The sequence below is a fragment of the Streptomyces sp. NPDC037100 genome (genome assembly GCF_055606225.1).
In genome coordinates this window covers 566,194-588,637 of record NZ_JBVJSX010000006.1, presented here as the reverse complement: position 1 = coordinate 588,637, position 22,444 = coordinate 566,194, and the positions used below count along the sequence as shown (strand labels likewise).

Genomic DNA, 22,444 nt, shown 5'->3' with positions numbered 1-22,444 from the left:
CGGACATCGGTCCCAGCCCCGGCCACCGCCCCCGCCCCGGCACCAGTTCCCAGCACGGCAGCGGACCCCCGCCCAGCAACGGATCCCGGCCCGACGACGGACACCCCGCCCGGCGTCGGGCCCTGGTCCAGTTGCCGCTTCCCGGTCCGGCGTGCCGGTGTGCCGGTGTGATCCATGCCGCCGTCGCCTGGGTCATCAGCGATCCATGAAGGGGAAGAATGGCACCATGGATCTCCAGGTGCTGCGTTCCTTCCAGTCCGTCGCGGAGGGAACGACGGTGACCGACGCCGCGGCGGACGCCGGCATCACCCAGCCCGCGCTGTCCCGGGCCCTGGCCCGGCTGGAGGACGAGGTCGGCGCCGAGCTCCTCCAGCGCGTCGGGCGCGTGCTGCGCCTCACCCCGGCGGGCCGGGTGTTCAAGGAGTACGTCGACGGGGTGCTCGACAACTACGACCGGGGCCGGCGAGCCGTGGCCGAGATGGTCCACCCCGACTCGGGCGTGGTGTCGCTCGCCTTCCTGCACACCCTGGGCACCTGGCTGGTCCCCCGGCTCGTCACCGACTTCCGGCGGACCTTCCCGCAGGCGCAGTTCGAGCTGCACCAGGACGGCGAGATCGGCCTGACCCGGCACCTCCTCGACACGACCGCGGACCTGGTCATCACCAGCAGCGACCCCGGCCACCCCCTCATCACGTGGCGGCGCCTGCTGGTGGAGCCGCTGCGGCTGGCCGTCCCGTCCCGGCACCGGCTGGCCAAACGCCGCCGGATCCGCCTGGCGGAGGTGGCCGAGGAGCGGTTCATCCTGCTCAAGCAGGGATACGGGCTGCGTGACATCACCGCGGGGCTGTGCCGCGAGGCCGGCTTCACGCCGGTCATCGCCTTCGAGGGCGAAGAGGTGGAGACCCTGCGCGGTCTGGTCGCCGCGGGCCTTGGTGTGTCTCTGATCCCGTCGTCGCCGGACGTCACGGCGGCCTCCGAGTCCCCGATCCGCTACCTGGAGATCACCGACGTGCGGGGCGCCCGGGACATCGGTATCGCCTGGCTGAGCTCCCGAGCCGTGCCGCCGATCACCCGGCGCTTCCTCGACCACGCGCTGCGGGCGTCGACCGTGGAGTGAATGTCCCTTCCTGTCACGGGAAGTCGGTGCATGTCCGGCCTTGTCCCGGGCGGCGCAGGCAGGTTGCGCCGGGCACAGCGCGACGGCGCCGACACGCACGGTGTTCCACAGAACGTGTGGGGGAGGCCGCACTTCCGCAGCACAGGGACGCATGTGAAACTGTCGTCCCGTCCGCCGTGCGGACCCGTTCCGCACCGTCCGTCCCCACCTGAAGGGCGCCGTGCGTTCCCTACCTCTGCCCCTGGCCCTGACCGCCCGTCTGTCCCCGGTGGTGGTACTCGCCGCGGTGGGCTGGGCGCTGTCGTCCGGTCCGCTCACCGCGCCGCGGGCGGCCGAGCACAAACCGGCCGAAGAGAAGACCGAGACCCGCTCGGAGTCCGCCCCGTCGACGTCGACGGTGTCGAAGGCTTACTCGGCCGCGCCCGCCCCGTGCGAGAGCGTCGCCGAGAAGACCGTCGAGGCGCTGGTGCCGGGCGCCAAGACGGCCGGCAAGGAGATCCCGTCCACGGACTCCGAGCTGCGCCGCACCTGCTCCTGGAACGCGCTCAAGGGCTACGACTACCGCTGGCTCGACGTGTCCTACGAGGTCATGGAGTCGGACGAGGCCGCGCAGAAGTCGTACGAGGCGCACATCGAGAAGCAGAGCGGCGGCGGGGCGGTCCCCGGACTGGGGGACAGCGCGTACTCCGTCGTGAACCTGACGACCGAGGACAAGCAGGAGACCCGCGAGGGCGTCGTCTTCGCCCGCGCCTCCAACGCGCTGGTGACGATCAACTACAACGGCAGTGACTTCGAGTCGAAGAAGGCGCCCGGCACGGACACGATCAACAAGGGCGCGATCAAGGCCGCCAAGGAGGCGGTGGCCGCGCTGGAGAGCGACAAGGACTGAGCGCTCTCCAGCGCGCCGGTCTTCCTCAGCGGGTGCTGCGGCCCCGGGTGGCCATCAGCGCCAGGTACAGAATCATCGAGGTTCCCAGGCCCACGGCCCAGCCGTAGTCGGCCAGGTCGGCCAGTGCCGGGATGGGACGGCCGTCGATCAGCGGCTTGAAGCTCGCGCCGCCCACGGCGAGGACACCGCCGACCGCGAAGGCGACGACGGCCCGCCAGTTCCAGCCGCCCTCGTACCAGTAGCGGCCACCGGGCCGGTACAGGTCGGCGAGGTCGAGCCGGGAGCGGCGCAGGATCCAGTAGTCGGCGATGAGGATGCCCGCGACGGTGCCGAGCAGGCCGCCGACCAGGCCGAGCCAGGTGAAGATGTAGCCCTGCGGGTCGGAGTACAGCTTCCACGGGAAGATCAGCACACCGAGGACGCAGGTGGCGAGGGCGCCGGCGCGGAAACTGATGCGCCGGGGCGCGATGTTGGAGAAGTCGAACGCCGGCGAGACCAGGTTGGCCGCCACGTTGACGGAGAGCGTCGCCACCAGCACGGTGACCAGTGCGAAGAGCAGGCCCGCCGTGTTGTCGGTCTTGGCCGCGAGCTGTACCGGGTCCCAGATGGCCTCGCCGTAGACGGCCTGGGAGCCGGAGGTGACCATCACCGACAGGAAGGCGAAGAGGGTCATGGTGGTCGGCAGGCCGAGGGCCTGGCCCCACGTCTGCGCCTTCTGGCTCCTGCCGTAGCGGGTGAAGTCGGGGATGTTCAGCGACAGCGTTGACCAGAAGCCGATCATGCCCATGAGGGCGGGCGCGAACAGTTTCCAGAACTCCGGGCCCCAGCCGAGCTTGGAGGGCTGGTCGAGCAGCGGGCCGAAGCCGCCCGCCTTGTCGCTCATCCACCACAGCATCACGAACGCACCGACGAGCACGAAGGGCGCCGCCCAGTTCTCGAAGCGGCGGATCGTCTCCATGCCCCGGTAGATGATGACGACCTGCAACGCCCAGAAGATCGCGAACGACAGCCACATCGTCCAGGCGTAGCCGCCGACCTTCGCCGCGTCCGTCCAGCCGGTGCCGATGAGCTTGCCGGCCAGGAAGTAGATCGCCTCGCCGCCGATCCAGGTCTGGATGCCGAACCAGCCGCACGCCACCAACGCCCGTACGACGGCGGGCAGGTTGGCGCCACGGATACCGAAGGAGGCCCGGGCGAAGACCGGGAAGGGTATGCCGTACTTGGGCCCGGCGTGGCCGGTGAGCAGCATCGGTATCAGCACGATCACGTTGGCCAGGGCGATGGTGAGCACCGCCTGCTTCCAGTCCATGCCGACGGCGATGAGCCCGGAGGCGAGGGTCCAGGAGGCCGTGTTGTGGGCCATGCCGACCCACAGGGCTGAGAAGTTGTAGGTAGTCCAGGTGCGCTTCTCGACCGGGACCGGCAGCAGGTCCTCGTTGGCGTAGGGGCCGGTCGGTGCGGGGGCGCCCGGGGGGATCTCCACCCGGCCGTCGGCGAGGGTGACTTGGGTGGTCGGCGGTGGGGCCGTGGGAGCGGTATCGGTCATGGGCCGGGCCAATCAGGGGAGGTGGGACGGGAAAGGCCGTGCGGTGATGCCGATGGGGGGTGCGCTCGGGAGCGTCCTGGGCCCCCTTCCCGAGCCGCTGGGAAGGGGGAGTTCACAGGGAGTGGTGCGGCGGAGGAGGTCAGCCGTTGACGGCCGGGATCACCTGGGATCCGTAGGCCTCGATCACGGCCTCCTGCGCGTCGTGCATGTCGTAGACGGCGAACTGGTCCACGCCGAGCGCGCGCAGCGCGTCCAGCTTCTCGATGTGCTTCTCGACCGGGCCGATGAGGCAGAACCGGTCGACGATCTCGTCGGGCACGAACTGGGTGTCCGGGTTGTCGGCGCGTCCGTGGTGGGAGTAGTCGTAGCCCTCGCGGGCCTTGATGTAGTCGGTCAGTTCCTCGGGGACGGCGGCCGAGTGCTCGCCGTACTTGGAGACCAGATCGGCGACGTGGTTGCCGACCATGCCGCCGAACCAGCGGCACTGCTCGCGCGCGTGGGCGAGCGCCTCGGGCGAGTCGTCCTCGGTGACGTACGCCGGGGCGGCCACGCAGACGGTCACCTCGGCGGGGTCCCGGCCGGCCGCGACGGCCGCGTCCTTCACGGCCTTGACCATGTACTCGGTGAGATAGAGGTCGGCCAGCTGGAGGATGAACCCGTCCGCCTCCTCGCCGGTCATCTTCAGGGCCTTGGGGCCGTACGCGGCCATCCACACGGGCAGTTCGGCGCCCGGCTTGATCCAGGGGAACCGGACGACGGTGCCGCCGCCGAGGTCGGCCTCCCGTCCGCTGCCGAGGTCCCGGATGACCTTCATGGCCCCGCTGATCCGGGCCAGGGTGTTGGGCTTGCGGCCGGCCACCCGCATCGCGGAGTCACCGCGGCCGATGCCGCAGACCGTGCGGTTGCCGAACATGTCGTTGAGGGTGGCGAAGGTGGAGGCGGTGACCTCCCAGGTGCGGGTGCCCGGGTTGGTCACCATCGGCCCGACCTTCAGGGTCGTGGTGTTGGCCAGGATCTGGCTGTAGATCACGAACGGTTCCTGCCACAGCACGGCGGAGTCGAAGGTCCAGCCGTACGTGAAGCCGTTCCGTTCCGCGCGTTTCATCAGGCTGATCACCCGCGAGGCCGGCGGGTCGGTCTGCAGGACGAGTCCGAAGTCCATCTGCGCCACTCCTAGTTGAGGTACTGACAGGTGGAACGCGGGGTGAACACGCCGTGCCCGGCGTGCCCGGTGTACTCCCGCTCGGTGATGACGGGTTCGCCGCGCGAGAGCACCGTCTCGACCCGGCCGGTGGTGCGTTTGCCCTCGTAGGCCGAGTAGTCGACGTTCATGTGGTGCGTCTCGGCGGACATGACCTGTTCGGCGTGCGGGTCGTAGATGACGACGTCGGCGTCGGCGCCCGGCGCGATGGTGCCCTTCTTCGGGTACAGGCCGAACATCCGGGCCGGGGTCGCGCAGGCGATCTCGATCCAGCGGCGGCGCGAGATGTGCCCGTCGAGGACCGCCTGGTGGAGGAGGTCCATACGGTTCTCCACGCCCGGCAGACCGTTGGGGATCTTGGAGAAGTCGCCGCGGCCCAGGTCCTTCTGACCGGTGAAGCAGAAGGGGCAGTGGTCGGTGGAGACGACCTGGAGGTCGTTCGTCCGCAGCCCCCGCCACAGTGCGGCCTGGTGCTCCTTCGGCCTGAGCGGGGTGCTGCACACGTACTTCGCGCCCTCGAAGTCGGGCTCGGCGAGGTTGTCGGTGGACAGGAACAGGTACTGCGGGCAGGTCTCGCCGAAGACGTTCAGTCCCTCGTCGCGGGCCCGGGCCAGCTCGGCGACCGCCTCCGTCGCCGAGACGTGCACGACGTACAGGGGCGCGCCGGCCACCTGCGCGAGTTTGATGGCGCGGTGGGTGGCCTCGGCCTCCAGCAGGGCCTTGCGGACCTCGCCGTGGTAGCGCGGGTCGGTCTCACCCCGGGCGAGTGCCTGCTCGACCAGCACGTCGATCGCGATGCCGTTCTCGGCGTGCATCATGATCAGGCCGCCGTTCTCGGCGGAGCGCTGCATGGCGCGCAGGATCTGTCCGTCGTCGCTGTAGAAGACGCCCGGATAGGCCATGAACTGCTTGAAGGAGGTGACGCCCTCCTCGACCAGGTGGTCCATCTCCTTGAGGGTGTGTTCGTTGACGTCGGAGACGATCATGTGGAAGCCGTAGTCGATGGCGCAGTTGCCGTCGGCCTTGGCGTGCCAGGCGTCGAGGCCCTCGCGCAGGCTGTGGCCGACGCTCTGCACGGCGAAGTCGATGATCGTCGTCGTGCCGCCCCAGGCGGCGGCTCGGGTGCCGGTCTCGAAGGTGTCGGAGGCGAAGGTCCCGCCGAAGGGCAGCTCCATGTGGGTGTGGGCGTCGACGCCGCCGGGGATGACGTACTTTCCGGTGGCGTCGATGGTGCGGTCGGCGGTGAAGGCCTGCGCCGCAGGCGTGTTGGACGCGGCGAGGGCGGCGATGCGGCCGTCCTCGATCAGGACGTCGGCGTGGATCTCGTCGGATGCGGTGATGACGAGGCCGCCGCGGATGACTGTACGGCTGCTCATGTCGTGGTCGCTCCTCGCAGTCGGTACGTGCCGGTTGTGTGTGGCTGGTCGCGCCCGCGCGGCGGTAGCCGCATATCGAATACAGCCCCGCGCCCCTGAAGTCGCTCCCCTCGCGTACGTGTCAAGGTGCCGTCAGCGGTCCGTACGCCCCCGGTGCGCGGTCCCGGTAGAACTGCCAGCGGTCGCGGACCTCGCGGAGTTTGGCCATGTCCAGGTCCCTCACCACCAGTTCGGGCTCCTTGTCGCTCGCCACCTCGCCGACGAACTGGGCCTCGGGGTCCACGAAGTACGAGGTGCCGTAGAAGTCGTTGTCGCCGTACTCCTCGACCCCCACCCGGTTGATCGCGCCGACGAAGTACTCGTTGGCGACGGCCGCCGCCGGCTGTTCCAGTTGCCAGAGGTAGCCGGACAGGCCGCGGGAGGTGGCCGAGGGGTTGAAGACGATCTCGGCACCCGCGAGACCGAGGGCGCGCCAGCCCTCGGGGAAGTGGCGGTCGTAGCAGATGTAGACGCCGATACGGCCGACCTTGGTGTCGAAGACGGGCCAGCCGGAGTTGCCCGGGCGGAAGTAGAACTTCTCCCAGAAACCCCTGACCTGGGGGATGTGCGTCTTGCGGTACTTGCCGAGGTAGGAGCCGTCCGCGTCGATCACGGCGGCGGTGTTGTAGAGGACGCCGGGCTGCTCCTCCTCGTACATCGGGAGCACCAGGACGATGCCGTGTTCCTCGGCGAGTGCCTGGAAGCGCCGGACGATGGGGCCCTCGGGGATCTGCTCGGCGTACTCGTAGAAGGCCGGGTCCTGGACCTGGCAGAAGTACGGTCCGTAGAACAGCTCCTGGAAGCACAGGACGTGAGCGCCCTGAGCGGCCGCGTCGCGGACCGCCTGCTCGTGGACCTGGATCATCGATTCCTTGTCGCCCGTCCAGGCGGTCTGGAAGACGGCGGCACGGATCACTTGGCTCATCGGGACCTCCGGTCGCTCGGTGTGCCGTGAGCCTAGGAAGTCGCGTGGTCGTCTTTGAGTTGCACCGTGTCACGTCCGAGGGCGTGCGGCGTGCCACCGTGTCACTCTGGTGTGGACCCATGTTTCACCGCCGTTTTCCCAGGTGGTCGCATGTTTCACTGTTGTTGCGCGTCGTGCGCGAGGAGTGCGATGTGCACCGAGGCGGCCTGCTCGAAGTCGTCGAGGTCCACCCCGAGCCGGACCTGTATGGCCTCCAGGCGGCGGTAGAGGGCGGGCCGGGAGACGTGGTGGAGCTGGGCGGTGCGGGACTTGTTGCGGCCGGTGGCCAGGTAGGTGCGCAGGACGGACAGCAGGTCCTCGTCACCCTCGCGCAGCAGCCCGTCCAGCTCCCGCTCCGCGAAGGACTGCACGTGCGGATCGTCGCGCAGCAGCCGGATCAGGCCCCGTAGGTGGACGTCCTTCAGGCGTACCACCGGTGGGAGGTCGAGGACGGCGGAGGAGTCGGCCACGGCGTCCGACACGTGCTGGGCCTCGCGCAGTCCGGTGGGCACGTCGTCCCAGGCGGCGCGGGGTTCCGCCGCGGCGACGACCGTGTGGTCCGGGCCCGACTCGGTGCGCAGCCGGGTCGCGAAGTGGGCGGCGAGTGCGCCCGCGTCCTGGTCCCGGGGGACGCTCAACAGCACGGCGGTGGCCCCGTCGGCGAGTTCGGCGACCAGTCCGGGCAGGCCCAGCAGCCGCAGGAGGCGTTCGAGCCGGGCGGGATCGCCGTCGCGGACGACCAGCGGCACGAAGGTGCGCCGGTTGACGGGCAGCCCGGCCGCCCGGGCCCGGGGCAGCAGTTGCCGTGCCGGTACGACGCCGCTGACCAGGTCGGTCAGCAGGCCCTGCGCGGACTGCTCCTCCCAGGAGCAGGTGGCACCGCCGCCGAGCATGCGGTGCAGGACGAGGGCCTCGGCGGCGCGGTCGGCCAGCAGCCGTCCGGTGGCGGTGTCGCCGCGGTAGCCGCACAGCACGATCCGGCCCCAGCGTTCCCCGCGTCCGCCCAGTTCGGCCCGGATCCAGCCGTCGCCCTCGGTGCCGCCGGCCTGCCGGGCGATGCGCTCCCAGTCGCGCAGCACGTCGTCCACCGCGGGCCGCTCCCCCGCCGTGCCGAGGACGCGGTGGGCGAGGTTGGTGACGACGACGGGGCAGGCGCTGTGCCGGGCGACCTCGTCGAGCAGGCGCTGCAGCGGGGCGCCGGCGGTGATGAGGGCGGTGAGTTCGGTGCGGACGGCTTCGGAGAGGCTGACGGCGGCGAACTTGCGCCGCACGAGCCGCGACTGGACCTCCTCGGTCAGGTCGGCGAAGGGGAAGGGCCGGTGCAGGACGACCATCGGCAGTCCGCAGCGTTCGGCCGCCCTGCGCATCACGTCCGGCGCCGCGGGGAAGGCGCGGCCGAGTCCGAGGACGACAGCGGCGGCCTCGGCGCGGTGCAGGGAGCGGACGTACTCGGCCTGTTTGTCCTCGTCGCCGGCGAGCAGCACGCCGGTGGTGAGGACCATCTCGCCGCCGCTGAGCATCACACCGACGTCGGCGGCCTCGGCGACGTGCACCCAGCGCACCAGCCGGTCGAGATGGCCCGCGCCGGCCACCACCTCGGGCTCCCCGGCGAGTACCCGCTCCAGGGTGAGGACCTGGCGCACCGACAGGGCGGGCTCCAGGGAATCCAGGGTGATGGTCATGGCGGGTCCCTTGCTCAGCGCACTGCTACTGGATGCTCCTCAGAGCGTTCTCGAGGATCGCGGCGCCCTCCTCGGCCTCCGCGACGTTGAGGGACAGCGGCGGGGCGATACGCAGCGAGCTGGTGTTGTGCCCGCCGCCCTTGCCGATCAGCAGGCCGCCCTCGCGGGCCGCCTCCAGCACGGCCGCGGCGGTCTGCGGATCGGCCTCGTCGGTCCCGGGCCTGGTGATCTCGATGCCGATCATCAGCCCGCGTCCGCGTACCTCCCGTACGGCCGGGACCTGCGCGGCGACGGCCCGCAGCCGCTCGATGAGCAGGCCGCCGACGCGCCGGGCGTTGCCCTGGAGGTCGTGTTCCAGCAGGTAGTTGAGGTTGGCGAGGCCGGCGGCCATGGTGATCTGGGTGCCGCCGAAGGTGGAGATGCTGTTGGAGTCCAGGCAGTTCATGATCTCGGAGCGGGCGACGACCCCGCCGATGGACATGCCGTTGCCGATGCCCTTGGCGAAGGTCATGATGTCGGGCGGTCCGCTGCGGCCGTGGGCCTGCCAGCCCCAGAAGTGCTCGCCGGTGCGGCCCCAGCCGGTCTGCACCTCGTCGGCGATCCACAGGATGCCGCGCTCGTGCAGCACCTCGCGGAAGGCGGCGTACAGTCCGTCCGGCGGTGCGGTGAAGCCGCCGACGCCCTGGACGGGTTCGGCGATCAGCGCGGCCGGCGCGCGGGTGTGGCCGAGGAGGTCCTTCAGGTCCTCGACGCAGGCGGCGATGTAGGCCTCGTCGCCGAGGGAGGCGAACGGTCCGCGGGTGCGTACGCCGCCGTGGACGTACAGCGTCTGGAGCGGGGAGAGCGAGGTCGGGGACCAGCCGCTGTTGCCGGTGATGCCGACGGCGCTGAAGGACCGTCCGTGGTAGCTGTTGCGCATGGCCAGGACCGTGTTGCTGCGCCTGTACGCGGTGGCCAGCAGCAGGGCGGTGTCGTTGGCCTCGGTGCCGGACGTGGTGAAGAAGACGCGGGCGTCCGGGATGCCGCTCAACTGGGCGATGCGCTCGGCGAGTTCGACCATCGGGCGGTTGAGGTAGAGGGTCGAGGAGTGGATGATGCGCCCGGCCTGCTCGCTCACCGCCTTGGTCACCTCGGGCAGCGCGTGCGCGGTCATGGTGGTGAGGATGCCGCCGAAGAAGTCGAGGTACCGGTTGCCCCGGGCGTCCCAGACGTGGCGGCCCTCGCCGTGGGTGATCTCGAGGGGCTCCTCGTAGTAGAGGGCGAGCCAGTCGGGGAGCACGGCCCGGTGGCGGCCCAGGAGGTCGTTGGTCACGGCTGCACCAGCCCTTCGTAGGCGTCGGGGCGGCGGTCGCGGTAGAAGGCCCACGTCTGCCGCACCTCTTCGATGAGGTCGAGGTCGATGTCCCGGACCACGAGTTCCTCCTTGCTGTCGCTGGCGACGTCCCCGACGAACTGCCCGCGCGGGTCGACGAAGTAGCTGGTGCCGTAGAAGTCGTTGTCGCCGTACTCCTCCTGGCCCACCCGGTTGATCGCGGCGATGTAGTACCCGTTGGCGACGGCCGCCGCGGGCTGCTCCAGCCGCCACAGGTGCGACGACAGGCTCCGGTGGGTGGCCGAGGGGTTGTAGACGAGCTGGGCCCCGGCCAGGCCGAGCTGCCGCCAGCCCTCCGGGAAGTGGCGGTCGTAGCAGATGTACACGCCGACCCGGCCGGCCGCGGTGTCGAAGACGGGCCAGCCGAGGTTCCCGGGCTTGAAGTAGAACTTCTCGCGGAAGCCCTTGAGCTGCGGGATGTGGTGCTTGCGGTACTTGCCGAGGTAGGTGCCGTCGGCGTCGATCACGGCCGCGGTGTTGTAGTAGAAGCCGGGCTGCTCCGCCTCGAACACCGGCGCGACGATCACCATGCCGGTCTCGCGCGCGAGCGCCCGCATCCGCTGCACGGTCGGCCCGTCCGGGACGGGCTCGGCCCAGCGGTAGTGCTCCGGCTCCTCGACCTGACAGAAGTAGGGGCTGTTGAAGACCTCCTGGAAACCGATGATCTTCGCACCCCGGCGAGCCGCCTCGCGGGCGTGCTCCTCGTGTTTCGCCACCATGGACTCGGTGTCGCCGGTCCAGGTGGCCTGGACCAGGGCGGCACGTACGACGTTGGCCATGAGCTGCTCCTTCGACGCGACGTCTGCGCCTCTACGCCCGTAGAAGCGGGCCGTAGAGCCACGAACGTAAGCCTCTGGCACGGGGTTGCCAAGACCATCGTCGCCAACCCGCGGGGCATTGCGCGATTCGCACTCCTGTGGGTGAGTCGCACGGGGCGCGACGTCGCCGGTCAGGAGGCGAATCCGGCGACCCGCAGGGCGTGCACGAGGTCCCGGTGGCTCTCGTCCGAGACACCCCGGGCCGCCTCCAGCAGGAGCGGCACCAGGCGCCCCGGTCCGGGTTCGGCGCTGCGCGCGGCCTCCTCGGGGGTGCGGGCCCTGACGTACGCGTCGAGCAGCACGCCCACCTCGCGGTGACGCCCCTCGGCGACCAGGCCGAGGACGGCCCGGCCGACCTCGGCCGGCGGCCGTGCGACCCCCTGCCGCAGCATCTGCCGGCCGTCACCCGCCCGCCCGGCCTCGACCAGTGCGTCGGCGGCGGCGACCAGCCGTCCGGCGGGCAGCGAGGCGGCCTCCCACAGCAGGGTCTGCCAGTCGGCGTCCAGCCCGGCGAGGCGCAGCCGCTCCGCGAGCAGCGGGAAGCGGCCGGGCTCCCACAAGGCGGCCTCGGCGATCAGTGCGTGGGCCTCCCCGCTGCGCCCCTCGCTGCGCAGCCGGGCCAGCGCCTCCACGGTCCTTCCCACCTCGGCCCGGTCGTCCGCCCCGACCGCGTCGGCCTCCCTCGCCGGGCGCTCCGCCGCCGTCTCGTCGGCCACCCCGGCGAAGCGTGCGCCGCGGAGGGTGCGGCCGGTGGTCGTGGGGGCGGGTGCGGGCAGGGTGGGTACGGCGGCGGGCGGGACGACGACGGGTGCGGCTTCCTCGTCCGCCATCCCGGCGAAGCGGGCGCTGCCCCGACGGCGTTTGCGCTGCTTGGGGACGGTGACGGGGCGAGGGGCCTGGGGCTCGGCGGCCGCTGGGGTGAATGCGGGGGCTGGGGCGGGGGCGGCGGCTGGTGCAGGGGTGGCGTCGGATGCGGGCGGCGGGGAGGGCTCAAAGGCGGGCGGATCGCCAGGGGACGACCGTGCCGCCCTGCCGCCGCGCGCCCCCTCGGCAGCACTCCACGCCGCCGGGGCCGCCCCCCGCTCACGCCGGTCCACGTAGGCCATCCGTGCCCGGAGTTCGGCACACCGCGCGCCGGCCCGTTCGTGGTCGTCCCGGGCCCAGGCCAGGTCCAGGCGCAGGGCGTCCGCCTGTTCGCGGGTGGTGGCAGAGGCCAGGTGGCGGGCGAGGGCTGCCTGGCGTTCGGCGGCGTACCTCTGCTCGCGGAGCATGACGTCGAGGCGGTCGCCGAGGGCGTCGCGGCCGCCGGGCAAGGTGTCGTACGCGGCGAGCGCGGTGGCGTGCAAGGCGCGGGCACGGTCCGTCTCGGGGCCGGCTCTTCCCGGGCCGTACTGTCCGGCGAGGTCCTGCAGCAGTGCCTCGACCACGTCCCAGGGCGGCATCTCGCGCCCGTCGAGGCAGGCCCGCATGCCCTCTGGGTCGCGCTGCCAGAACACCGCGCACCAGCCGCCGGACGGGTCGAGGCGTGCCAGCAGACCGTTCAGGTAGGTCGCGAACTCCCCGACCTCAGCCGGGAGTTGATCCGCCGCCATCGCTCAACTCCCGTGATGCCGGAGCACTTTTGCCCCGTAGGGAACACCAGTTGTGTTACGGGAGTGCTACGGGGGGTTTTCACGCGCGGCGCAAGAGCCTCAGACGGGCACCGGCGTGCACTGCCCGGCCAGTTCGTCCATGGACAGCCCGAGGACCCCGGCCAGCGCGGCCACCGTGAAGAAGGCCGGGGTGGGGGCCCGCCCGGTCTCGATCTTCCGCAGGGTCTCCGCGGAGATGCCCGCGCTCGCCGCGATCTCCGTCATGCTCCGGCCGCCACGCGCCTCACGCAGCAGCCGGCCGAGCCGCTCGCCGCGTTCGCGCTCTTCGGGGGTGAGAGGGGTGCGCACCATGCTCCCCATTCTAATACCGGTATAGTAATTGGCATGGTGGAGCTGAAGACAGACACTTCTATCGACGCGATGTACGAGGCCGGCCAGGTCGTCGCCCGTGCCCTGACGGCCGTGCAGAAGGCCGCCGACGTGGGCGTCCCCCTGCTGGAGCTGGACGAGGTGGCACACGGCGTGCTGCGCGAGGCGGGCGCGACCTCGCCCTTCCTCGGGTACCGCCCCGCCTTCGCACCGACCCCCTTTCCCGCCGTCCTCTGCGTCTCGGTCAACGACGCGATCGTGCACGGCGTCCCGGGCCGCTACCGCCTGCGCGACGGCGACCTGGTCTCCATCGACTTCGGCGCCGAACTGGGCGGCTGGGTCGGCGACTCGGCGCTCAGCTTCACCGTCGGCGCCCCGCACGCGGCGGACCTCCGCCTGATCGAGACCGCCGAGCGGGCCCTCGCGGCCGGGATCGAGGCGGCCGTCGTGGGCAACCGCATCGGCGACATCGCCCATGCGGTCGGCACGCTGTGCCGGGGCGCCGGCTACGGCATCCCGGACGGCTTCGGCGGCCACGGCATCGGCCGCCGGATGCACGAGGATCCCGGGGTGCCGAACGAGGGCCGCCCGGGGCGCGGCATGCGGCTGCGGCACGGCATGGTGCTGGCGATCGAGCCCATGGTCATCGCGGGCGGCACGGACGACTTCCACGTGGCCCCCGACGGCTGGACCCTGAGGACGAACGACGGCTCGCGCGCCGCCCACGCGGAGCACACGGTGGCGATCACGGATTCCGGGCCGAGGATCCTCACGGCCCGCTGAGCCCCGGCTCACGCCCCCTTGCTCCTGGTATGCCCCGAAGGTGCCCCTCGTCGACGATCGTGCGAAGGTGTTCTACGAGCGCGCCCCACGTGTAACCGGCTGCCACCCGGGTTACCCGACACCGGCACGTCGACAAGCGAGGGCGTCCCCCGCCCGCGCGCCGGGGACGCCGGGAACGGAAGGCCCATGAGCAGCGGCTTCACGAGCCCGGAGGGCTACGGCTCGGATCCCTTCGGAGAATTCCTCGCACGCTTCTTCGGCGGACCGCGTCCCGGTCCCCGGCAGATCGATCTCGGGCGGCTGCTGAGCCAGCCGGCCCGGGAGCTCGTCCGCGGCGCCGCCCAGTACGCCGCCGAGCACGGCAGCCGGGACCTCGACACCCAGCATCTGCTGCGGGCGGCGCTCGCCACGGAGCCGACCCGCACCCTGCTCAGCAAGGCCGGTGCGAATCCCGACTCGCTGGCGTCGCAGATCGACGACCGGTCGGGACCGGCCCAGCACACCCCGGACGACGCCCCGCCGCCGACCGCGCTGTCCCTCACCCCGGCCGCCAAGCGGGCCCTGCTGGACGCGCACGACATGGCCCGGGCCCGCGGCTACGGCTACATCGGCCCGGAGCACGTGCTGAGCGCCCTGGCCTCCAACCCGGACTCGGCCGCCGGGCACATCCTCAACGCGGCCCGCTTCGCCCCCTCCGAACCGCCCGAGGCGCCGGAGGTCCCCCAGGCGGAGCGCCCGCGCCCGACGAACACGCCGACCCTCGACAAGTACGGTCGCGACCTCACCGAGTTGGCCCGGCAGGGCCGCATCGACCCGGTGATCGGCCGGGACCAGGAGATCGAGCAGACCGTCGAGGTCCTCTCCCGGCGCGGCAAGAACAACCCGGTGCTGATCGGTGACGCGGGAGTCGGCAAGACGGCGATCGTGGAGGGGCTGGCGCAGCGCATCTCCGAGGCGGACGTGCCCGATGTGCTGATCGGGCGCCGCGTGGTGGCCCTGGACCTCACGGGCGTCGTCGCGGGCACCCGCTACCGGGGTGACTTCGAGGAGCGGATGAACAACATCGTGGGCGAGATCCGCGCCCACTCCGACCAGCTGATCATCTTCATCGACGAGCTGCACACGGTCGTGGGCGCCGGCTCCGGTGGCGGCGACGGCAGCTCGATGGACGCCGGCAACATCCTCAAGCCGGCCCTCGCCCGGGGTGAGCTGCACATCGTGGGCGCCACCACGCTGGAGGAGTACCGCCGCATCGAGAAGGACGCGGCGCTGGCCCGCCGCTTCCAGCCGATCATGGTGCCGGAGCCGACGCCCGCGGACGCGATCGAGATCCTGCGCGGCCTCCAGGACCGCTACGAGGCCCACCACCAGGTCCGCTACACCGACGAGGCCCTGGTGAGCGCCGTGGAGCTGTCGGACCGCTACCTCTCCGACCGCCGCCTGCCCGACAAGGCGATCGACCTCATCGACCAGGCCGGTGCCCGGGTGCGGCTGCGGGCCCGGACCAAGGGCACGGACGTACGGGCCCTGGAGCGGGAGCTGGAGCAGCTGACCCGGGACAAGGACCAGGCCGTCGCGGACGAGCAGTACGAGCAGGCCACCCAGTTGCGCGACCGGATCGTGGAGCTGAAGCAGCGGATCACCGACGCCGGTGGCGACAGCGAGGTCGACGAGGGTCAGGACCTCGTGGTCGGCGCCGAGGCGATCGCGGAGGTGGTGTCCCGGCAGACCGGCATCCCGGTCAGCAGCCTCACCCAGGAGGAGAAGGAACGCCTGCTGGGTCTGGAGGAGCATCTGCATCAGCGGGTGGTCGGGCAGGACGAAGCCGTACGGGTCGTCTCGGACGCGGTGCTGCGCTCCCGGGCCGGGCTCGCGGCCCCCGACCGCCCGATCGGGAGCTTCCTGTTCCTCGGCCCGACCGGTGTGGGCAAGACCGAACTGGCCCGGGCGCTCGCCGAGGCGCTGTTCGGCAGCGAGGACCGCATGGTCCGGCTCGACATGAGCGAGTACCAGGAGCGCCACACCGTCAGCCGTCTGGTCGGCGCCCCGCCCGGCTACGTGGGCCACGAGGAGGCGGGCCAGCTCACCGAGGTCGTGCGCCGCCACCCGTACTCGCTGCTGTTGCTGGACGAGGTGGAGAAGGCGCACCCGGACGTGTTCAACATCCTGCTCCAGGTCCTCGACGACGGCCGGCTGACCGACTCCCAGGGCCGCACGGTGGACTTCAGCAACACGGTCATCGTGATGACGAGCAACCTCGGCTCCGAGGCGATCACCCGCCGCGGTGCCACGACGGGCTTCGCGGCGGGCGGCGCCGACGCGGACGAGGAGGCCCGTCGCGAGCAGATCCTGCGCCCGCTGCGCGAGCACTTCCGCCCCGAGTTCCTCAACCGCATCGACGAGATCGTGGTCTTCCGCCAGCTCACCACGGAGCAGCTGCGCCGGATCACCAACCTCCTGCTGGACCGCACCCGGTCCCTGGTGCAGGACAAGGGCATCGCGGTGACCTTCACCGACCGGGCGGTGGAGTGGCTGGCCGAACGCGGCTACCAGCCGGAGTACGGCGCCCGCCCGCTCCGCCGCACGATCCAGCGCGAGGTGGACAACGAGCTGTCACGGCTGTTGCTGGACGGCAGGGTCGAAGAGGGCGGCCGGGTGACGGTGGACGTCCAGGACGGGCACCTGGCCTTCGAGACGCAGGGCTCGGCAACGCCCCGATAGGGGCGCGGGGCTGTATCGATGTGCGGCTCCGCCGCGTGTGCGCGACCGGCCCCCACGCACCCGCTCACGGCCGTCAACGCACTGCCCGCACCACCATCGCCGACCCCCCGCCCCGCCGCACGGTCTCAGCGGCTGCCAGCCACTTGCCGCCCGGCAGCCGCTGCACACCCGTAGCCGCACCGATCTCAGGGTTGACCTTGAACGAGTGCCCGATCGCCTCCAGCTGCCTGCGCAACCCGGCGTCGTCGTACAGCCCCGGTTCCAGCTCGGTCTGCGCAGCGTTGCGCTGACTGGCCCGGGGCGCCGCGATCGCGTCGACCAGCGGCAGCCCCCGGTCGACGAACCCGGTGAGCGTCTGCAGAACGGTCGTGATGATCGTCGCGCCACCGGGCGATCCCAGCGCCACCACGGGCTTGTGGTGCCGGTCCAGCACGATCGTCGGCGAGATGGACGACCGCGGCCGCTTGCCGGGCCCCGGCAGGTTCGGGTCGTGCACGGCCGGGTTCGCCGGGGCGAAGGAGAAGTCCGTCAGCTCGTTGTTGAGGATGAAGCCCCGCCCGGGGACGGTGATCCCGCTGCCGCCGGTCTGCTCGATGGTGAGGGTGTAGGCGACGACGTTGCCCCACTTGTCGGCCACCGTCAGATGCGTGGTGCTGTCACCCTCGTACGTCGTGGGAGCCGCCTTGCCCCCCGAGCCGCAGCGCGCGGGGTTGCGCGGGTCCCCCGGCGCCACGGGACTCGTGAGCACCGCGTCGTCCTTGATGAGGCACTCCCGCGAGTCGGCGAACCGCTGCGACAGCAGTTCCTTCGTCGGCACGTCCTCGAAGGCGGGGTCACCCACCCAGCGGCCCCGGTCGGCGAACGCGATCCGGCTGGCCTCGATGAAGCGGTGCAGGTACTTCGCCTTGCTCGCCTTGGACAGGTCGGTCCGCTCCAGGATGTTGAGCGCCTCACCGACCGTCGTGCCTCCCGAGGAGGACGGCGCCATGGAGTAGACGCCGAGACCCCGGTAGGAGGTCCTGGTGGGCGCCTGGAGCTTGGTGCGGTAGGCGGCCAGGTCCTTCGCGGTCAGGTCGCCGGGCCGGGCGTTCCAGCCCGAGCCGGGATCCACCGGCGGCTTGTTGACCGTGTCGACGATGTCCCGGCCGAGGCGGCCGTGGTAAATCGCGTCGACGCCCTTTCGCCCCAACTCCGCGTACGTGCGGGCGAGATCGGGGTTCTTGAAGGTGGAGCCGACGACGGGGAGCTGCCCGCCCGGCAGGAACAGTTCGGCGGTGTCCGGGAAGTAGCGGAAGCGCGTCTCGTTGGACGCCGTCTGCGAGCGGAACGTCTCGTCGACGGTGAAACCGTCGCGCGCCAGCCGCTCGGCCGGCTTCAGGACACTCGCGAGCCCCTTGCTGCCCCACCGGTCGAGTGCGGTCTGCCAGGTGGCGGGCGTCCCCGGGGTGCCGACGCTCAGGCCGCTGCTGACGGCCTCGGCGAAGACGAGGGGCTTGCCGTTCTCGACGAAGAGGTTCTCGTCGGCGCTCAGCGGCGCGGTCTCGCGGCCGTCGATGGTGCGTACCGTGCGGGACTTGGCGTCGTAGTACACGAAGTATCCGCCCCCGCCGATGCCGGCGGAGTAGGGCTCGGTGACACCGAGCGCCGCGGCCGTGGCGACGGCGGCGTCGACGGCGTTGCCGCCCTTCTTCAGGACCTCGATCCCGGCGGCGGAGGCGTCCGGGTCGACGCTCGACACGGCGCCGCCGTAGCCGACGGCCAGTGGGGTCTTCCCACCGCCGGTGCCCGGCGGGGCGGATGGCGGCGCCGCCGCTCCCACCGACACCACCACGGCGGCCGAAACCGCCAGGACCGTCAGATTCCGCGCGACAGGGCGACGCATCCGCACCTCCAGTCAAAGGCCGTTCGCGCAGCTTAATTCATGACCATGGTCGCGTCAGGAAGGCGTCGAACACCGGTGCGTCGGGCCCGCTAGCATGCGCGCCCATGAATGACGACGTGCGCAACATCGTTCTGGGTGTGGTCGCGGCGGGCATCAGTGCCGCGCTCGGCTGGGTGGCCCGCACCTACCTGTGGAAGCGCAGGCTCCGCCGGAAACAGCAGTTCTTCGGGCTCCCGGACAACTCCGAGTCCCTGCTGGTCGTGAACCGCGGCGCGGCCGGACCCGAGTTCGCGGTGATGCGCTACGACGTGTTCGCGCTGCTCGAACTCGCCGCGCTGATCAAGGACTGCAACGCCCACGCCCAGATACTTCCGCACGACACGGCACGGCAGGGTTTCGGAGAGCGCACCGAGTTCTGCGTGGGCGGGCCGGCGTCCAACCGACGGATGGCGGCCCATCTGGATTCTCTGCTGCCGGGCGTGCGGGTGAACGTCGACTCCGAACCGAGCCCGGACCGGGGCGCGTTCCAGGTCGGAACCGAGCGCTATCGGGTGGACCACGGCAAGGAGGAGTACGCGCTGCTCGCCCGGCTCACCGCGGACCGGAGCCGGAACACCCGTCCCGTCTTCCTCTTCTGCGGCCAGACGTCGATCACCAACCAGGCCACCACCCGCTACCTCGCCCGCAACCACGAGCGGCTGACCCGCAAGTACGGCACCGGCTCGTTCGTCCTGCTGCTCAAGGTGATCAACTCACAGGCGTACGGTCCGGACGTCGTCGAACTGGTGGAGGACGTGACACGTGCGGCGCAGACCGCACCGCCCGCCGCGGCGACGCCGGTTCCACGCAATACGCACCGCGCCTCCTAGACTCCTCCACTGCTCAACAATCGTTACTGGCACGTAACTTACCGACGGGTTACCTCTGGTAAGAGGTCGCGGTTACCGTTCGGTCACTTTGCACTGACACGAGTGAGGAGTGACCCGTGGGACACCCCCGCAAGGCCCTGCGCACCACCGCCGTAGGCGCCGTCTCGGCGACCCTGGTCGCCGGCACCGCCCTCGGATTCGCCCCCACCGCCCAGGCGGCGCCGCACCCCGTCCGCTTCGTCGACATCGCCGGCGACGGCGGCACCGTCCTCAAGGCCAACGTCGTCACCCCGGCCGGCGCCCGCGGCACCGACCGCTACCCGCTGCTCGTCATGCCCACGAGCTGGGGTCTGCCCCAGGTCGAGTACCTGGCCCAGGCGCAGAAGCTCGCCGACTCCGGCTACGTCGTCGTCACCTACAACGTGCGCGGATTCTGGCAGTCGGGCGGCGAGATAGAAGTGGCGGGTCCACCCGACGTCGCCGACGCGTCGAAGGTCATCGACTGGGCGCTCGCCCACACTCCCGCGGACGCCGGGCACATCGGCATGGCGGGCGTCTCCTACGGCGCGGGCATCAGCCTGCTCACCGCCGCGCACGACAAGCGGGTCAAGGCGGTCGCCTCGCTCAGCGGCTGGGCGGACCTGATCGGTTCGATCTACGCCGGGCGCACCCAGCACCTCCAGGCCGCCGCCCTCCTGGACGGCGCGAGCGTGGTGACGGGCCGCCAGAGCGCGGAACTTCGGCAGACGTTCGACGACTTCTACGGCTCCAACCTGGCGAAGGAGCCGGAGCTCATCGCCTGGGGGAAGAAACGTTCCGCTGCAACCTACGTCGACCGGATCAACGAGAACGGCGCGGCGATCATGCTCGCCAACGCCTGGGGCGACAGCGTCTTCCCGCCCAACCAGTACGCCGACTTCTACGAGAAGCTGACCGGCCCGAAGCGGCTGGAGATGCGCCCGGGCGATCACGCCACCGCCGAGCTGCCCGGCCTGTTCGGGCTGCCCAACGACGTGTGGAAGGACACCGAGCGCTGGTTCGACCGCTACCTCAGGGGCGAGGACAACGGCATCGACCGTGAGCAGCCCGTCCAGCTCAAGTCCCGTTCCACGGGCGGCTACGAGGGCTACCCGGACTGGAAGTCGGCCGGCGCGACCGACCGGAAGATCGCCCTCGGGGGCTCGAAGACGATCCGCGCGAACGTGAACTCCGGGGCGGACGGCGGTGTCGTCTTCCTGTCCAGCATCCTCGACCAGGTGGCCCAGCTGCCGCCGATGGCCTCGATCCCGCTGCTCCCCCGCCGCTGGGCCGCCGTCTGGCAGACGGAGAAGTCCGCCACGGTCCAACAGGTGCGCGGAACCACGGCGCTGCACACGACGCTCACCCCGACCAAGGAGAGCGGCACCCTCGTCGCCTACCTGTACGACGTGGGGCCGCTCGGCCTCGGCAAGCTGGTCACCCACGCGCCGTACACCTTCCACGGGCGCACCCCCGGAAAGCCGTTCGGCGTCGACCTGGAGCTGTACTCCACGGCCTACGACGTCCCGGCCGGGCATCGCCTCGCCCTGGTCGTCGACACGGTCGACCCGCTCTACATCGAGCACAACCCGTCCGGCGCGCAGCTGACCTTCTCCTCGCCGGCGAACGACCCGTCGTACGTGTCGGTTCCGCTGCGCGAGCAGTGATCTCCGGCTGCCGCCGGACGGGCCTGGCCGATGTGAACCGCCTGCCCCCGTGGCCTTCGGGCCGTGGGGGCCGCACCCGGTGGGAATGCCCCGCGGACCGGGCGGGCGGTCTGCTCCCCCTGGCGGGATCGGCGGCCTTCGGCGAAGTCCCCCTCTCCGACAGGGATGAAGGGCACATCGTAGTCGAGGTCCGATGCGATGAGCCGTCCGGTGCCTGCCCGTTCAGTGCTTGAGGATCTTGGAGAGGAAGTCCTTGGCGCGGTCACTGCTGGGGTTGGTGAAGAACTCGTCGGGGGTGCGGTCCTCGACGATCCGGCCGTCGGCCATGAAGACGACGCGGTTGGCGGCCGAGCGGGCGAAACCCATCTCGTGCGTGACGACGATCATGGTCATGCCCTCACGGGCGAGTTGCTTCATGACCTCCAGCACCTCGTTGATCATCTCCGGGTCGAGGGCCGAGGTCGGCTCGTCGAAGAGCATCGCCTTGGGCTCCATGGCCAGGGCGCGGGCGATCGCCACGCGCTGCTGCTGGCCGCCGGAGAGCTGCGCCGGGTACTTGTCCGCCTGGTCGGCGACACCGACCCTTTCGAGGAGTTCCCGGGAGCGCTTGTCGGCGTCCTCCTTCTTGCGCCCGCGCACCTTGACCTGCCCCAGCGAGAGGTTCTGCAGGACGGTCTTGTGAGCGAAGAGGTTGAACGCCTGGAAGACCATGCCGACGTCCGCGCGCAGCCGCGCGAGCGGCTTGCCCTCCTCCGGCAGCGACTGCCCGTCGAGGACGATCTGCCCGGACTCGATGGTCTCCAGCCGGTTGATCGCCCGGCAGAGGGTCGACTTCCCCGACCCCGACGGGCCGATGACCACGACCACCTCCCCCCGGCCGACAGTGAGGTTGATGTCCTGCAGGACATGCAGCTCCCCGAAGTGCTTGTTGACGTCACGCAGCTCGATCAGCGGCTCGACGGCCATACTCAGCCCTACTCACTCTCAGCTGTGTGGTGGTTGCCGCAACGTATCCAGGCAAGATCGAACGTGGCGGGCGACACGCACTTTTCGATCATTAGCCGTATTTACGTCGGACTTAAGGCCAAAGGTTCTGGCCAGGGGGCTCATGACTCGGCGACTTCCGCGTACAGCTGCGACAGCTCGGGCACCCCGTACGCGGCCCACTCGTGGCCGGAGTCGACGACGTCGAACTCGCGGCCGGAGTCCAGTCGTACGACGGGCTGACCGTCGGGACGGATCTCCCAGGCGGCGCCCGGTACGGTGCGCACGATGACGCTGCCCAGGTAGAGACCGGCGTCGTTGCCCAGCCAGGTCAGCGTCTCCTCGTCGTCCCGCCAGCGCGGCAGGAGCTGGTCCAGTGCCTCCAGCGAGGCCGCCGTGTCGTCCAGCCGGACACCCGCCCGGGACGCCTGGGAGCGCAGAAGCTCACACTCGGCGAGGAGTTCCGCGATGCCCGCCGGGTCGGGGAACCCGACCTTCTGGCGCCGGTGGCCCAGGAAAGGGATGTTCATACTCCCAGCGTGTCATTCGTACCGG

At 71.1% G+C, this 22,444-nt stretch carries 18 protein-coding genes; 6 read left to right on the top strand and 12 right to left on the bottom strand.

Going from position 1 to position 22,444, the window contains the following annotated elements:
- The first annotated feature begins 226 nt into the window (after nucleotides 1-226).
- Both ACZ7EG_RS22915 and ACZ7EG_RS22910 read left to right on the top strand, forming a co-directional pair.
- On the top strand, nucleotides 227-1,117 hold the full coding sequence (locus ACZ7EG_RS22915) for a LysR family transcriptional regulator (RefSeq protein ID WP_471081774.1): 891 nt from the start codon (nucleotides 227-229) through the stop codon (nucleotides 1,115-1,117).
- Between the two features lie 220 nt (nucleotides 1,118-1,337).
- Nucleotides 1,338-2,006, top strand: coding sequence for a hypothetical protein (locus ACZ7EG_RS22910; protein WP_471081771.1), 669 nt, complete (start codon nucleotides 1,338-1,340; stop codon nucleotides 2,004-2,006).
- 25 nt (nucleotides 2,007-2,031) lie between these two features.
- Here the strand turns inward: ACZ7EG_RS22910 and ACZ7EG_RS22905 are convergent, their stop codons facing one another.
- The 9 genes from ACZ7EG_RS22905 to ACZ7EG_RS22865 all read right to left on the bottom strand — a co-directional run bounded on the left by ACZ7EG_RS22905 (nucleotide 2,032) and on the right by ACZ7EG_RS22865 (nucleotide 12,947).
- Nucleotides 2,032-3,552, bottom strand: a complete 1,521-nt coding sequence (locus ACZ7EG_RS22905; protein WP_471081768.1) for an NCS1 family nucleobase:cation symporter-1 — start codon at nucleotides 3,550-3,552, stop codon at nucleotides 2,032-2,034.
- A gap of 139 nt (nucleotides 3,553-3,691) precedes the next feature.
- Nucleotides 3,692-4,714: a TIGR03842 family LLM class F420-dependent oxidoreductase gene (locus ACZ7EG_RS22900; protein WP_471081765.1), complete on the bottom strand. Its 1,023-nt coding sequence runs from the start codon at nucleotides 4,712-4,714 to the stop codon at nucleotides 3,692-3,694.
- 11 nt (nucleotides 4,715-4,725) lie between these two features.
- Complete coding sequence (hydA, locus tag ACZ7EG_RS22895) at nucleotides 4,726-6,129, bottom strand: dihydropyrimidinase (RefSeq protein WP_471081762.1); 1,404 nt, start codon at nucleotides 6,127-6,129, stop codon at nucleotides 4,726-4,728.
- A 121-nt stretch (nucleotides 6,130-6,250) separates the two neighbouring features.
- Nucleotides 6,251-7,093 carry a nitrilase-related carbon-nitrogen hydrolase gene (locus ACZ7EG_RS22890; protein ID WP_471081759.1) on the bottom strand — a complete coding sequence of 281 codons (843 nt, stop codon included), beginning with the start codon at nucleotides 7,091-7,093 and terminating at the stop codon, nucleotides 6,251-6,253.
- A gap of 155 nt (nucleotides 7,094-7,248) precedes the next feature.
- Nucleotides 7,249-8,814, bottom strand: a complete 1,566-nt coding sequence (locus ACZ7EG_RS22885; protein ID WP_471081756.1) for a PucR family transcriptional regulator — start codon at nucleotides 8,812-8,814, stop codon at nucleotides 7,249-7,251.
- Nucleotides 8,815-8,839: 25 nt separating this feature from the next.
- Nucleotides 8,840-10,126: an aspartate aminotransferase family protein gene (locus ACZ7EG_RS22880; protein ID WP_471081753.1), complete on the bottom strand. Its 1,287-nt coding sequence runs from the start codon at nucleotides 10,124-10,126 to the stop codon at nucleotides 8,840-8,842.
- Nucleotides 10,123-10,965 carry a nitrilase-related carbon-nitrogen hydrolase gene (locus ACZ7EG_RS22875; protein WP_471081750.1) on the bottom strand — a complete coding sequence of 281 codons (843 nt, stop codon included), beginning with the start codon at nucleotides 10,963-10,965 and terminating at the stop codon, nucleotides 10,123-10,125. Before ACZ7EG_RS22875 ends, ACZ7EG_RS22880 begins: the two co-directional genes overlap by 4 nt.
- Before the next feature lie 170 nt (nucleotides 10,966-11,135).
- Nucleotides 11,136-12,596: a hypothetical protein gene (locus ACZ7EG_RS22870; RefSeq protein WP_471081747.1), complete on the bottom strand. Its 1,461-nt coding sequence runs from the start codon at nucleotides 12,594-12,596 to the stop codon at nucleotides 11,136-11,138.
- A 99-nt stretch (nucleotides 12,597-12,695) separates the two neighbouring features.
- On the bottom strand, nucleotides 12,696-12,947 hold the full coding sequence (locus tag ACZ7EG_RS22865; RefSeq protein ID WP_471081744.1) for a helix-turn-helix domain-containing protein: 252 nt from the start codon (nucleotides 12,945-12,947) through the stop codon (nucleotides 12,696-12,698).
- 33 nt (nucleotides 12,948-12,980) lie between these two features.
- Between ACZ7EG_RS22865 and map the strand changes: the two genes are divergently transcribed.
- Nucleotides 12,981-13,748, top strand: a complete 768-nt coding sequence (gene map / locus ACZ7EG_RS22860) for a type I methionyl aminopeptidase (RefSeq protein ID WP_471081741.1) — start codon at nucleotides 12,981-12,983, stop codon at nucleotides 13,746-13,748.
- Between the two features lie 186 nt (nucleotides 13,749-13,934).
- A complete protein-coding gene (locus ACZ7EG_RS22855) occupies nucleotides 13,935-16,469 on the top strand; it encodes an ATP-dependent Clp protease ATP-binding subunit (protein WP_471081738.1) in 2,535 nt (844 codons plus the stop codon).
- 73 nt (nucleotides 16,470-16,542) lie between these two features.
- Here the strand turns inward: ACZ7EG_RS22855 and ggt are convergent, their stop codons facing one another.
- On the bottom strand, nucleotides 16,543-18,351 hold the full coding sequence (gene ggt / locus ACZ7EG_RS22850) for a gamma-glutamyltransferase (protein WP_471081735.1): 1,809 nt from the start codon (nucleotides 18,349-18,351) through the stop codon (nucleotides 16,543-16,545).
- A gap of 104 nt (nucleotides 18,352-18,455) precedes the next feature.
- Between ggt and ACZ7EG_RS22845 the strand changes: the two genes are divergently transcribed.
- Together ACZ7EG_RS22845 and ACZ7EG_RS22840 are read left to right on the top strand one after the other, a co-directional pair.
- The gene (locus ACZ7EG_RS22845) at nucleotides 18,456-19,220 is read left to right on the top strand and encodes a hypothetical protein (protein ID WP_471081732.1); all 765 of its coding nucleotides are present in this window, start codon (nucleotides 18,456-18,458) and stop codon (nucleotides 19,218-19,220) included.
- A 116-nt stretch (nucleotides 19,221-19,336) separates the two neighbouring features.
- The gene (locus tag ACZ7EG_RS22840; RefSeq protein ID WP_471081729.1) at nucleotides 19,337-20,905 is read left to right on the top strand and encodes an alpha/beta fold hydrolase; all 1,569 of its coding nucleotides are present in this window, start codon (nucleotides 19,337-19,339) and stop codon (nucleotides 20,903-20,905) included.
- 222 nt (nucleotides 20,906-21,127) lie between these two features.
- Here the strand turns inward: ACZ7EG_RS22840 and ACZ7EG_RS22835 are convergent, their stop codons facing one another.
- Together ACZ7EG_RS22835 and ACZ7EG_RS22830 are read right to left on the bottom strand one after the other, a co-directional pair.
- A complete protein-coding gene (locus ACZ7EG_RS22835; RefSeq protein WP_471081726.1) occupies nucleotides 21,128-21,871 on the bottom strand; it encodes an amino acid ABC transporter ATP-binding protein in 744 nt (247 codons plus the stop codon).
- A gap of 140 nt (nucleotides 21,872-22,011) precedes the next feature.
- Nucleotides 22,012-22,419 (bottom strand): DUF6278 family protein, encoded by a 408-nt coding sequence (locus tag ACZ7EG_RS22830; protein WP_344466021.1) that lies wholly within the window; start codon nucleotides 22,417-22,419, stop codon nucleotides 22,012-22,014.
- Nucleotides 22,420-22,444 lie beyond the last annotated feature (25 nt).

What these genes read in the sequence shown, in the direction of transcription:
- ACZ7EG_RS22915 (WP_471081774.1), top strand. Translation starts at nt 227, where the DNA reads ATGGATCTCCAGGTGCTGCGTTCCTTCCAGTCCGTCGCGGAGGGAACG.
- ACZ7EG_RS22905 (WP_471081768.1), bottom strand. Translation starts at nt 3,552, where the DNA reads ATGACCGATACCGCTCCCACGGCCCCACCGCCGACCACCCAAGTCACC.
- ACZ7EG_RS22900 (WP_471081765.1), bottom strand. Translation starts at nt 4,714, where the DNA reads ATGGACTTCGGACTCGTCCTGCAGACCGACCCGCCGGCCTCGCGGGTG.
- hydA (WP_471081762.1), bottom strand. Translation starts at nt 6,129, where the DNA reads ATGAGCAGCCGTACAGTCATCCGCGGCGGCCTCGTCATCACCGCATCC.
- ACZ7EG_RS22890 (WP_471081759.1), bottom strand. Translation starts at nt 7,093, where the DNA reads ATGAGCCAAGTGATCCGTGCCGCCGTCTTCCAGACCGCCTGGACGGGC.
- ACZ7EG_RS22885 (WP_471081756.1), bottom strand. Translation starts at nt 8,814, where the DNA reads ATGACCATCACCCTGGATTCCCTGGAGCCCGCCCTGTCGGTGCGCCAG.
- ACZ7EG_RS22875 (WP_471081750.1), bottom strand. Translation starts at nt 10,965, where the DNA reads ATGGCCAACGTCGTACGTGCCGCCCTGGTCCAGGCCACCTGGACCGGC.
- ACZ7EG_RS22870 (WP_471081747.1), bottom strand. Translation starts at nt 12,596, where the DNA reads ATGGCGGCGGATCAACTCCCGGCTGAGGTCGGGGAGTTCGCGACCTAC.
- ACZ7EG_RS22865 (WP_471081744.1), bottom strand. Translation starts at nt 12,947, where the DNA reads ATGGTGCGCACCCCTCTCACCCCCGAAGAGCGCGAACGCGGCGAGCGG.
- map (WP_471081741.1), top strand. Translation starts at nt 12,981, where the DNA reads ATGGTGGAGCTGAAGACAGACACTTCTATCGACGCGATGTACGAGGCC.
- ACZ7EG_RS22855 (WP_471081738.1), top strand. Translation starts at nt 13,935, where the DNA reads ATGAGCAGCGGCTTCACGAGCCCGGAGGGCTACGGCTCGGATCCCTTC.
- ggt (WP_471081735.1), bottom strand. Translation starts at nt 18,351, where the DNA reads ATGCGTCGCCCTGTCGCGCGGAATCTGACGGTCCTGGCGGTTTCGGCC.
- ACZ7EG_RS22845 (WP_471081732.1), top strand. Translation starts at nt 18,456, where the DNA reads ATGAATGACGACGTGCGCAACATCGTTCTGGGTGTGGTCGCGGCGGGC.
- ACZ7EG_RS22835 (WP_471081726.1), bottom strand. Translation starts at nt 21,871, where the DNA reads ATGGCCGTCGAGCCGCTGATCGAGCTGCGTGACGTCAACAAGCACTTC.
- ACZ7EG_RS22830 (WP_344466021.1), bottom strand. Translation starts at nt 22,419, where the DNA reads ATGAACATCCCTTTCCTGGGCCACCGGCGCCAGAAGGTCGGGTTCCCC.